Annotated in this window: 7 protein-coding genes; 5 read left to right on the top strand and 2 right to left on the bottom strand. The window is 72.5% G+C overall.

Annotated elements, in window-relative coordinates:
* The first annotated feature begins 23 nt into the window (after positions 1-23).
* Positions 24-1,340, top strand: coding sequence for an MFS transporter (locus tag AC1DQF_RS19325; protein WP_477526855.1), 1,317 nt, complete (start codon positions 24-26; stop codon positions 1,338-1,340).
* Between the two features lie 21 nt (positions 1,341-1,361).
* On the opposite strand, the gene hutU is transcribed toward AC1DQF_RS19325, so the two are convergent.
* Both hutU and hutH read right to left on the bottom strand, forming a co-directional pair.
* Positions 1,362-3,023, bottom strand: a complete 1,662-nt coding sequence (gene hutU, locus AC1DQF_RS19320) for a urocanate hydratase (protein WP_477526854.1) — start codon at positions 3,021-3,023, stop codon at positions 1,362-1,364.
* Positions 3,020-4,567, bottom strand: coding sequence for a histidine ammonia-lyase (gene hutH / locus AC1DQF_RS19315; RefSeq protein WP_477526856.1), 1,548 nt, complete (start codon positions 4,565-4,567; stop codon positions 3,020-3,022). Before hutH ends, hutU begins: the two co-directional genes overlap by 4 nt.
* Positions 4,568-4,744: 177 nt before the next feature.
* Here hutH and AC1DQF_RS19310 point away from each other — a divergent pair, with 177 nt between their 5' ends.
* From AC1DQF_RS19310 to AC1DQF_RS19295, 4 genes are all read left to right on the top strand, one after another.
* On the top strand, positions 4,745-5,479 hold the full coding sequence (locus AC1DQF_RS19310) for a hypothetical protein (protein WP_477526853.1): 735 nt from the start codon (positions 4,745-4,747) through the stop codon (positions 5,477-5,479).
* Positions 5,480-5,506: 27 nt separating this feature from the next.
* A complete protein-coding gene (locus AC1DQF_RS19305) occupies positions 5,507-6,256 on the top strand; it encodes an IclR family transcriptional regulator (protein ID WP_477526852.1) in 750 nt (249 codons plus the stop codon).
* A gap of 332 nt (positions 6,257-6,588) precedes the next feature.
* Entirely contained in the window at positions 6,589-8,004 is a 1,416-nt protein-coding gene (locus tag AC1DQF_RS19300; protein WP_477526851.1) for a hypothetical protein, read from the top strand.
* Between the two features lie 151 nt (positions 8,005-8,155).
* The gene (locus AC1DQF_RS19295; protein ID WP_477526850.1) at positions 8,156-11,944 is read left to right on the top strand and encodes a (Fe-S)-binding protein; all 3,789 of its coding nucleotides are present in this window, start codon (positions 8,156-8,158) and stop codon (positions 11,942-11,944) included.
* Positions 11,945-12,015 lie beyond the last annotated feature (71 nt).

Below are 12,015 nucleotides of genomic sequence, written 5' to 3'. Positions count from 1 at the left end.
GTGCCAGGGGTGAGGATCCTCACGTGAGCACCGCGACTCGGCCCGGCATGCGCGCCTTCTGGAGCTCCCTCCCGGTGGAGGGTCGCTGGCTGCTGTCGACCGTGGTGGTGCAGACCCTCGGGCGCGGCCTGACCCTCCCGTTCACCATCATCTACATGCACGAGGTCCGCGGGATCTCCCTCGACCTCGCCGGACTGCTGATGGCCTTCATCGCCCTCGTCGCGCTGGCCGTGACCGGACCCGGTGGCGCCCTCGTGGACCGCGTCGGCGCCCGCCGGATGCTGCTGGTGTCCACCAGCGCCCAGGTGGTGGGCTGCACGGTCATCGCGTTCGCCACGTCCCCGCTGGAGTTCGCGGTGGGCTTCGCGTTCCTCGGCTTCAACTTCGGCGTCTCCTGGCCGGCCTTCAACGCCCTCGTCGCCGCGGTCACCACGGGCGAGACCCGCCAGCAGTACTTCGGGGTCAACTTCGCGCTCGTCAACCTCGGCATCGGCACCGGCGGCATCATCGGCGGGTTCTACGCCGACGTCAGCGACCCCGCGACCTTCAGCGTGATCTTCCTCGCCGACGCGGCCTGCATGCTCGTGCCGATCGCGCTGCTGCTCGGCCCCCTGCGCCACGTCCACGGCCGCGCGGAGCGACCCGACGACGAGGATCTCGCGGCGGGGTCCTACCTCGCCATCGTGCGCCAGCCCGCCGTCCTGTGGCTCACGGCGCTGACCTTCCTGGCCACCTTCGTGGGCTACGGACAGATCGAGGCCGGCCTGCCGGCCTTCGCCCGGACCGTCAGCGAGGTCTCCACGCGGGTCATCGGGTTCGGCTTCGCCGTCAACACCGCCACCATCGTGCTGCTCCAGTTCGTCGTGCTGCGCCGGATCAGCGGCCACCGGCGCACCCGGGTGCTGCTCGTGATGACGGCGCTGTGGTCGCTGTCCTGGCTCATCCTCGGACTGACCGGCCTGGTGCCGGGGACGGTCGCCGCGGCCCTGGGAGTGCTGGCCTTCAACGCCGTCTTCGCCCTGGGCGAGACGCTCCTCCAGCCGACCATCCCGGCGATCACCAACGACCTCGCCCCCGACCACCTGCGCGGGCGCTACAACGCGGTGAGCGCCGGAGCCTTCCAGGGCGGCACGATCCTGGGGCCGGTGGTGGCCGGCTTCATGCTCAACCACGGGTGGTCCTGGGCGTTCGTGTCGATGATCGTGGTSGGCTGCGCCCTGATGGCCGTCCTGGCGCTGGTCCTGGAGAAGCTCATCACCCCCGTGGTCAACGGCATCGCGGCGGGCGACACGACGCCGATGACCGACCCGGTCACCGGCGAGCCGGTCATCACCGACTGACCGGACCCACCACCGGCGGTATCAGCCCTCCTGCATGGGGATCCGTACGCCGCGCTCGGTGGCCACCTCGGCCGCGCGGTCGTAGCCGGCGTCGACGTGGCGGATGACGCCCATCCCGGGGTCGTTGGTCAGGACCCGCTCGATCTTCTGGGCGGCCAGCTCGGTGCCGTCCGCGACGCAGACCTGGCCGGCGTGGATCGAGCGGCCCATCCCCACGCCACCGCCGTGGTGGATCGACACCCAGCTGGCACCGGAGGCGGTGTTGACCAGCGCGTTGAGCAGCGCCCAGTCGGCGATGGCGTCGGAGCCGTCGAGCATCGCCTCGGTCTCGCGGTACGGCGAGGCCACCGAGCCGCAGTCGAGGTGGTCGCGACCGATGACGATCGGCGCCTTGAGCTCGCCGGAGGCCACCATCTCGTTGAACTTGAGCCCGGCCAGGTGGCGCTCGCCGTACCCCAGCCAGCAGATGCGGGCCGGGAGGCCCTGGAAGGAGACCTTCTCCTGGGCCATGGTGATCCACTTGTGGAGCCGCGCGTTGTCGGGGAAGAGCTCGAGGATCGCCTTGTCGGTGGCGGCGATGTCGGCCGGGTCGCCGGAGAGCGCCGCCCAGCGGAACGGGCCCTTGCCCTCGCAGAACAGCGGCCGGATGTACGCCGGGACGAAGCCGGGGAAGTCGAAGGCACGGTCGTAGCCGCCCTTGCGCGCCTCGTCGCGGATGGAGTTGCCGTAGTCGAAGACCTCGGCACCCTTGTCACCGAACTCGACCATCGCGCGTACGTGGGTGGCCATGGAGGCCTGGGCGGCCTTGGTGAAGCCGGCCGGGTCGGCCTCGCGCTGGGCCTGCCACTCCTCGAAGGGCACGCCCACCGGGAGGTAGAAGAGCGGGTCGTGCGCCGAGGTCTGGTCGGTGACGATGTCGATGGGCGCGTCCTGCTCGAGCAGGGTGGGCAGCATCTCGGCCGCGTTGCCGAGCACCCCGATGGACAGGGGGCGCCGGGCGTCGCGCGCCTCGACCGCGAGCTCGAGGGCGTGGTCGAGCGAGTCGGCCTGCACGTCGAGGAAGCGGTGCTCGATGCGCCGCGCGATCCGGGCCGGGTCGCACTCGATGCAGATCGCGACGCCGTCGTTCATGGTCACCGCGAGCGGCTGGGCGCCGCCCATGCCGCCGAGTCCGGCGGTCAGGGTGATGGTGCCGGCCAGGGTCCCCGAGAAGGACTTGTCCGCGACGGCCGCGAAGGTCTCGAAGGTCCCCTGGAGGATGCCCTGGGTGCCGATGTAGATCCACGAGCCGGCCGTCATCTGGCCGTACATCGTCAGCCCGAGGTCCTCGAGCCGGCGGAACTCCTCCCAGTTGGCCCAGTCGCCCACCAGGTTGGAGTTGGCGATGAGCACGCGGGGCGCCCACTCGTGGGTGCGCATGACGCCCACCGGCTTGCCCGACTGCACGAGCATCGTCTCGTCGTCCTCGAGGTCGCGCAGCGTCCGGACCAGGGCGTCGTACGCCTCCCAGCTGCGGGCGGCCTTGCCGGTGCCGCCGTAGACCACGAGGTCCTCGGGGCGCTCGGCGTTGGCCGGGTCGAGGTTGTTCATGAGCATCCGCAGCGGGGCCTCGGTCTGCCACGACTTGGCGGACAGCTCGGTGCCGGTGGCGGCGTGGATGGGGAGTCGGGGGTTGTGGGTCACTGCAGTTCTCCGATCACGGACTGGGCGGCGTCGAGGACCGCGCCGTTGGCGACGAGCGAGACGGCCGTCTCGATCTCGGGCGAGAGGTACCGGTCAGGGCCGGGGCCCTCGATGCCGGCGTCGCGGAGCAGGCGTACGACGGCAGCCGTGGCGGGCGCCGGCTCCAGCTCGCGCATGTCGAGGGCCCGGGCCGCGGTGAGGACCTCGATCGCCACCACGCGGGTGAGGCCGTCGACGGAGCGACGCAGCTTGCGGGCCGCCGACCACCCCATCGACACGTGGTCCTCCTGCATGGCGCTGGAGGGGATGGAGTCCACGCTCGCCGGGACGGCGAGGCGCTTGAGCTCGGACACGATCGCGGCCTGGGTGTACTGCGCGATCATGTGCCCGCTGTCGACGCCGGGGTCGCTGGCCAGGAACGGGTTGAGCCCGTGGCTGCGCGCCCGGTCCAGGAACCGGTCCGTACGCCGCTCGCTGATGGAGGCGACGTCGGCGGCGACGATCGCGAGGAAGTCCAGCACGTAGGCCACCGGGGCGCCGTGGAAGTTGCCGTTGGACTCGACGCGACCCTCCTCGGCGAGGACCACCGGGTTGTCGACGGCCGACGCGAGCTCGCGCCCGGCGACGAGCGCGGCGTGCTCCACGGTGTCGCGGGCAGCACCGTGGACCTGCGGCGAGCAGCGCAGCGAGTAGGCGTCCTGCACCCGGTTGCAGTCACCCGTGCGGTGGGAGGCGACGATCGCCGAGTCGGCGACCAGCGCGACGAGGTTGGCGGCCGACAGCGCCTGGCCCGGGTGCGGGCGGATGGCCTGGAGCTCGGGGGCGAAGACCCGGTCGGTGGCGAGCTGCCCCTCCACGCTCATCGCGGCCGCCACGTCGGCGGTGCGCAGCAGCATCCTCAGGTCGTTGATGGCCATCACGAGCATGCCGAGCATCCCGTCGGTGCCGTTGATGAGGGCCAGTCCCTCCTTGGCGGCCAGCTCGACCGGCGTCAGGCCGGCAGCGGCGAGCGCCTCGGCGGCCGGCATCAGCGTGCCGTCGGCGTCGCGCACCTCACCCTCCCCCATCAGCGCCAGCGCGCAGTGCGACAGCGGGGCGAGGTCGCCGGAGCAGCCGAGCGAGCCGTACTCGCGGACCACCGGGGTGATCCCCGCCGACAGCAGGTCGGCCATGAGCCGTGCCGTCTCGCGGCGTACGCCGGTGTGCCCGGTCGCCAGCGTGGAGAGTCGCAGCAGCATCAGCGCCCGCACCACCTCGCGCTCCACCTCGGGTCCGGAGCCGGCCGCGTGCGAGCGGACCAGCGAACGCTGGAGCTGGGCGCGCATCTCGGTCGGGATGTGCCGGGTCGCGAGGGCGCCGAATCCGGTCGAGATGCCGTACGACGGCGTGGCCGCGGCGGCGAGCTCCTCGACCACGGCGCGGGCCCGGTCGATGGCCTCCAGCGCGTCGTCGCCGAGCCGGACCGGTGCGTCGTCGCGGGCCACCGCGAGGACGTCGGCGAAGGAGACGGGGCCGACGCCGACGACGACGGGAAGGGAGGTGATGTCGCTCATGACCTCATCCAATCCCCCGGCGCCCTGGCGCGACAGGGGCCGAAGACCCTGCTCGTCTCGGATCCGAGACCTCATCCGTGGGGAGGTATCTCGGGGACGAGACACGCGCCTAGGGTGGCAGGAGGTGCGGCACCGCCCGAGGTCGCCGTACGGGAGCTAGGAGCAACCGTGACCACCCAGCAGATCATCTGGACCGTCGTCATCGTCGTGGCCGCGTTGGCCCTGATCGGGTTCATCGTCTCGTCGATGCGCAAGAGGAGCCGACAGGCCAGCGAGACCCGCGCCGGTGAGCTGCGTCAGGAGGCCCACCAGAGTGCCGCCGTCATCCCGGACGCGCAGGTCCGCGCCAAGGAGACCGAGGCGGAGGCGGAGCGGGCTCGCCTCGAGGCCCAGCACGCCGAGGAGCGGGCGCGGGCCGCTCGGACCGAGGTCGTCCAGCACGAGGCCGTCGTCGAGGAGCAGGTCCGTGAGGCGGACCGCCTCGACCCGAGCGTCGACCACCGCTCCAGCGACTACACGCCCGACACGTCCAGCGTCATCGGCTCCCACGCCGCCGAGCGGACCGAGCCGGAGGGCGCGGACCCGCACCCGTCGGGCGCCTCCACCGGCATCCACGCCGGCGAGCGCACGGAGACGACCGGGACGTCGACCACCGGTGATCCGGAGACCATCTTCGACAGCCGCGACTCCGACACCACGTCCACCGACACCACGTCCACCGACGCCACGGACACCCGGACGACCGAGACCGTGTCGACCGACCCGTCCACGGAGACCCGGACGACCGAGACCACCGCGACCGACCCGTCCACCGGCACCCGGTCCACGGGCGAGCCGGACTGGACCGACCCCGAGCAGCGCGACGGGGGCACCGGTCCCACCGGGGGCTCCCACCGCGCCTGAGCGACGCGCACGGATCGGGCGGTTCGCATGAGCCAGGTGCCGGCCGCGTCGCGCGCCCTGCGGGTGCTGCGGTTCCTGGCCAGCCAGCCCGATCCCGTGCCGCTGGACCGCATCATGCGTGCCTGCGACCTGCCGCGCAGCACGGCGTACCACCTCGTCAACACGATGATCGACGAGGGCTTCGTGGTGCACCTGGCCGACGACCGGCGCTACGGGCTCGGCGTCGCGGCCTTCGAGGTCGGGACCGGCTACGCGCGCCAGGAGCCGCTGGGTCGCATCGCTCGGCGACCGCTCGCGGCGCTGGTCGACCAGACGGGGTACGGCGGGCACCTCGCAGTCCTGCACGGTCGTGACGTCCTCTACGTCCTCGAGGAGCGGGCGCCCGGACGTCCGCCGCTCGTGACCGACGTCGGGGTCCGGCTGCCCGCCCACCTCACGGCGAGCGGGCGCGCGATCCTGATGTCGCTGCCGGCCAGCCAGGTCCGCGCGCTCTACCCCCACCGGGACAGCTTCGTGGACCGGGTCGGCACCGGCCCGACCTCGCCCAGCGCGCTGCGCACCGTGCTGTCGGAGGCCCGGCAGCGCGGTCACGCCGTGGAGGACGGCGAGGTCAGCCCCGGGCTCGGGAGCGTCGCCGCCCCGGTGCTCGACCACAACCGGCACCCGGTGGCCGCGGTGGCCCTGACCTTCCCCCTCGAGGACGACGTCGACGGCGATCGGCTCGCGAGCGCCGTACGAACGACGGCAGCGGCCCTGTCGCGTCGCCTCGGGGGCTGACCGCGAGACGCCTGCCGAGACGAGGAACGCCGGGTGGTCGGTGACCACCCGGCGTTTCTCTTGTCTGCGATCGAGCTGGCACCGTGACTGCGGAGCGGGCCCATGTTCCCGTGCCGCGGACCCCCCCGGATCCGTGATGCCTTTCGAACGCCTCGCCTGGCCGAAGCCCGCGATCTCGATGGGTCAACCTTCGCAAGCCACCCCCCACGGCTCTCCCACCACAGATCCACCACTCGGTAACAATCCGGTAGCCACGCAGGGAGCGACGCCCTGGCTGCGTCCTACACTCCGATGGCGCGCACGGGGCGCGCCCGCACACGGGGGTTCATGACGTGACGCATCGCTGGACAGCTGCACACGCACCGCTCGCCGGACTCGTCGCCGGGCTGGTCGCTGCCGCCGGGATCGTCGTGCCGGCACAGGCCGCGACGCCGCAGCCGACGACGTCGGTCTCCCACCGCCACGCCGAGCGAGCAGCAGGCTCGCCCGCCGTACGCCGGGTGACGCGCGGCTACCACGACCGCCAGGTGCGGATGGGCGACAAGCGCCAGCGCCTGGTCCTGGTCTTCCACGGCACGCGCGGCGACCGGGTCGACCTGCTCGACGAGTCATGGTTCCCCTACGACCTGTGCGCCCGGATCACCCTGAGCCGCGACGGCCGACGGGTGTCGCGCAACGCGCTGGCGCACTTCCGGCTGCCGCGCACCGGCTCCTACGTCTTCCGCTACACGCCGTGCCGCACGGCCCCCCGCAGGCACTCGCTGCGCCTGACGCTCGTCGACATGGTGTCGCCCGCGACCGAGGTGCAGCGCCTGCCCCGCCGCCGCGGAGTCCTGTACGCCGCCCCGATCCGAGTGCCGTCCGCCGGGATGCTCGCCGTCGCCGACCCGGCCGGCCGGGGATTCTCGGCCCTCGCGACGCGAGGAGAGGTCGAGGGCTTCAACGGGCCCGTCGCCAGCCTCGTGCTGAGGCCGGGACACGCCCCACTCACCGCGGACACGTTCGACCCGAGCCGGTACCGGGTGGCCCGCACCACCGCCGGTCAACGCGTCGCGCTGCTCCACCGTGGCGGTGGAGCGGTCGTGGCCGGCGACCCCGCGCAGCACCCCACGACGTACGACGGCCCTGCCGTGGCGCCGGCGGGTCCCCTGCCGCAGGCGCTCACCTTCGAGGGGCACCCGGGCGCCTGGCTCCGGGCGCAGGACGGCTCGGACACCGACGACGCGGCGTACGCGAGCGTGCTCCTCGGCCCCGACGGGACCCCCCGACGACCTGCCCCCCTCCACACGCTCCCCTTCCGTGGCCCGACCGGGCTGTGGCGGCTCACGACCGCCGGGTCCTGGACCCTGCTCTTCTTCCCCGAGCCCACGCCGCCCTCCTCGACGGCGGGCGCACTGCGCGCGGCGGGGGTCACCGTGCTGCCGCCGATCCGGACCGACGACGTACCCACGACGTTCGTCGCGCCGGCTCCGGGCCGGGCGGTGATCGCACCCGCCGAGACCGGAGGCTTCCTGCGACTCACGGCGGCCTACCCGGGTGGCCCGCTCGCCGCCTACGCGGGCGCAGCCGAGACCCCCGTCTGCGCGGCCAACGGCCCGCTCGGCTGCRGTGACGGCGCCTACGCCACGGTCAGCGTCGACCACCCGGTCGACACGAGCCCCTTCTTCGGTTGGGTCTACGTGCCCTTCACGATCCGCGAGACCGGGCCGATCGACCTGCAGGTCACCAGCCGGCTCGACCGGCCCTGACGAGGACCCGTCACCTTCCGGGGTGAAGTTACCGGCAGGTAGGATCCCCGTGTAGGCGAGACGCCGCGCGCCCCCGGCGCGGCCCCGCACTACGCTCGCCTGACGTCCGCCGTCGGGATGTCGGACCCGCCGAACCGAGGAGCAACACCTCATGCAGATCATCGCGATCGTCGTCTCCTTCGCCCTCACCGTGGCGGCGGTGGCACTCCTCGTGCCCGCCGTGCGGAAGATGCTTGGGGTGATCCGCACCGGGCAGCCGGCGCCGGGACGCAGCGACAACCCGGGCGGTCGTGCCGTCACGATGCTCAAGGAGACGTTCCTCCACACCCGGATGCTGCAGTGGCACTGGGTCGGCATCATGCACTGGTTCGTCTACGCGGCGTTCCTGTTCCTCAGCACCGCGGTGCTCGCGGCGTACTTCCAGCTCTTCATGCCGGACTTCGCCTGGCCGGTCGTGGGCCACTGGTACCCGTTCGAGTGGTTCAGCGAGGTCATCGGCCTGCTGAGCACCGTCGGCATCGTCTTCCTGATCATCTACCGGCAGAAGCACCACCCGCGCAGCCTGGGCCGCCAGAGCCGCTTCTTCGGCTCGACGATGTGGCAGGCGTACTTCGTCGAGGCCCTGGCCCTGCTCGAAGGTGCCGCGATCCTGTTCGTGCGCGGCGCGGAGTGGAAGCTCGACGGGGAGGCCGGGCGCTCGCACTACCCGATCTCGTCGTGGATCGGTGACGCGCTCTACCCCGTGGAGCCGTCGTCGCTGGAGAACCTCATCTACTTCATCGCGATGTTCAAGATCGCGCTGGCCATGATCTGGCTGATGGTCATCGCCCGCAACATCACCATGGGCATCGCCTGGCACCGGTTCACCGCGTGGTTCAACATCTTCTACAAGCGCGAGGCCGACGGCAGCACCGCGCTCGGTGCGATGAAGCCGCTCACCTCCGCCGGTGTCCCGGTCACCCTCGACGACCTCGAGGAGCTCGACGAGGACTCCACCCTGGGCGTCGGCAAGGTCGAGGACTTCTCCTGGAAGGGCATGCTCGACTTCACCACCTGCACCGAGTGCGGTCGCTGCCAGTCCCAGTGCCCCGCGTGGAACACCGAGAAGCCCCTCTCCCCCAAGCTCCTGATCACCGCGATGCGCGACCACGCGTACGCCAAGGCGCCGTACGTCCAGGCCGGCGGCGAGGGCAGCGAGGCCGCGACCGCGCTGCTGGAGAAGGACGAGGTACTGGCCCGCGAGGCCGCCCGTCCGCTCGTCGGCGACACCGGTGACGAGTGGTTCTACATGCCCGAGGACGGTAYGGCCGTCATCGACTCCGACGTCCTGTGGAACTGCACGTCGTGCGGTGCCTGTGTCCAGCAGTGCCCCGTCGACATCGAGCACGTCGACCACATCATGGACATGCGTCGTTACCAGGTGCTGGTGGAGGCCAACTTCCCCGCCGAGCTCAACCAGCTCTTCAAGGGCCTGGAGAACAAGGGCAACCCGTGGAACATGTCGTCCACGGCGCGCATGGACTGGGCCAAGGGCCTCGACTTCGACGTGCCCGTCGTCGGTGAGGACCTCGAGTCGCTCGAGTCCGTCGACTGGCTGTTCTGGGTCGGCTGCGCCGGTGCCTACGAGGACCGCGCCAAGAAGACCACCCGCGCCGTGGCCGAGCTGCTCGACATGGCCGGCATCTCCTTCGGCGTGCTCGGCAACGGCGAGACCTGCACCGGCGACCCCGCGCGGCGCGCGGGCAACGAGTTCGTCTTCCAGGGCCTCGCGCAGCAGAACGTCGAGACCTTCAAGGAGTACAAGGTCAAGAAGGTCGTCTCGACCTGCGCCCACTGCTTCAACACGCTCAAGAACGAGTACAAGGACTTCGGCATCGAGCTCGAGGTCGTGCACCACACGCAGCTGCTCAACCGCCTCGTGCGCGAGGGCAAGCTGACCCCGATCAAGGACGGTGCGGGCGCGGCGAAGCGCTCGATCACCTACCACGACCCGTGCTACCTCGGGCGCCACAACCAGGTCTACTCGCCGCCGCGCGAGCTGCTCCAGATCCTCCCCGGCGCGGAGTTCACCGAGATGGAGCGCAACTCCGAGAAGTCCTTCTGCTGCGGCGCCGGTGGTGCCCGCATGTGGATGGAGGAGAACATCGGCGAGCGGATCAACCTCAACCGCACCAAGGAGGCCGTCGGCACCGGCGCCGACCAGATCGCGGTCGGCTGCCCGTTCTGCCGGGTGATGCTCTCCGACGGGCTCACCTCCGAGCAGGCCAAGGGCAACGCCCGCGAGGAGGTCGAGATCCTCGACGTCGCGCAGATGCTGCTCGCCTCCGTCAAGGGCGAGTCGGCCACCCGCGCGCCCGCGTCCTCCTCCGCCGGTACGGCGACCGCTCCGGCCGCTGCAGCTGCCGTGGGCGGCACGTCCGGGGGCGCGTCGGGCGGCGCGTCCGGCGGCACGTCGGGCGACACCGACGTGGCGACCAAGGCCGAGCCCGAGCCCGGCGACGTCACCGACACCGCGGACACGGTCACCGAGACCGCCGACGTCGGGCCCGCCGCCAAGGCATCGGGTGGGTCCTCGCTCTTCGACCTCGGTGGCGACGAGGAGACGGAGGCGCCCACCGCGCCTTCCTCGGAGCCGGCGGCGGAGTCGGCCTCGGAGTCGGCGGCGCCCGCGAAGGCCGAGGAGAAGGCGACTGCGCAGCCAGTCGCCGACCTCGGCTCGGGTGGCTCGCTGTTCGACCTCGGTGGTGACGAGGAGGAGGCACCGGCTGCGAAGCCGACCGCACCCGCGGCCGAGAAGCCCGCGGCCGCAGCCGAGCCGGCTCCGAAGCCGGCCGAGGCCGACCTCGGCTCGGGTGGCTCGCTCTTCGACCTCACGCCCGACGAGCCCGCGCCCGCCGCCCCGACCGAGCCGCCCGCCGCCGAGGACGCCCCCGCACCCGCGCCGGACGAGGCGAAGGTCGAGCTGGACGAGGCACCGGCGGCCGCGCCCGCACCGTCCGCCCCTGCGGCCGGCCTGGGCTCGAGCGGTTCGCTGTTCGACATCGCCGCCGACCCCGCCCCGAGCGGTGAGCAGGCCACGGTCGCCGTACCCGAGAAGGTGGCTCCCGCACCGGCCCCGGAGGCCGACACGGCCGACACTCCCGCGAGCGGTGAGCAGGCCACCGTCGCCGCGCCCGAGAAGGTGGCTGACGCACCGACGTCCTCGGGTACGACGAGCACGCCGGCCACGTCGATCCCCGATGGCGGCTCCCTGTTCGACCTCGAGGCCCCCACTCCGGTAGCGGCCCCGGCTGCTCCCGCAGCCACGGCCGCACCAGCAGCACCCGTCGCCGAGCCGGCACCGTCCGACGAGGCGGCTGCCCCGACAGAGGAGCCGGACGTCCCGGAGGTCGAGCAGCCCGAGGCATCGGCGGCTCGCCAGGTCAGCACCCCGGTGACCTCGATCCCCGAGGGTGGCTCGCTCTTCGATATCGAGGCGCCCACCCCGGTGGCGGCCCCCGAGGCCGAGGCCGCCCCGGCTGCCCCGGTCGCGGTAGAGGAGCCAGAGGTCGAGCCGGCAGCGACCGAGTCGGAGGCCGCGGCGGAGACCAGCACGACGGAGGAGGCGACGTCCACCGATGAGGCGACGCCCGCCGAGGAGTCGACCGCCCCGGCCGAGGGCCTCGCCGGCGGCGCGGCGCTCAGCCAGGCGGCGACCTTCGCGGCGGTCGAGGACGAGCCGGCTGCCGACGCACGGCCCGAGCCGGAGGTCGACCCCGCCACCGAGCCCGAGGCCACCCCCGAGGCCAACCCCGAGCCCGAGCCCGAGGCCACCCCCCCGGCCGAGCCCGAGCCCGAGCCCGAGGAGCAGGACGCTCCGCAGCCCACCACCAGCGGGGCCACCCACACCCCGAGGACGGACGTGGACATCACCGAGGCGAGCTCGCTCTTCGACCTCTGAGCCCTGCTCACCAGCACCACCCGAACGCGGCTGACCGGCCTCCCGGCAGCCGCGTTCGCCGTCTCCCGAGC

The organism is Nocardioides sp. P4_G4, from assembly GCF_056401085.1.
The sequence above is the reverse complement of the archived record's forward strand: the minus strand, read 5'-3'. Positions and strand labels throughout refer to the sequence as shown.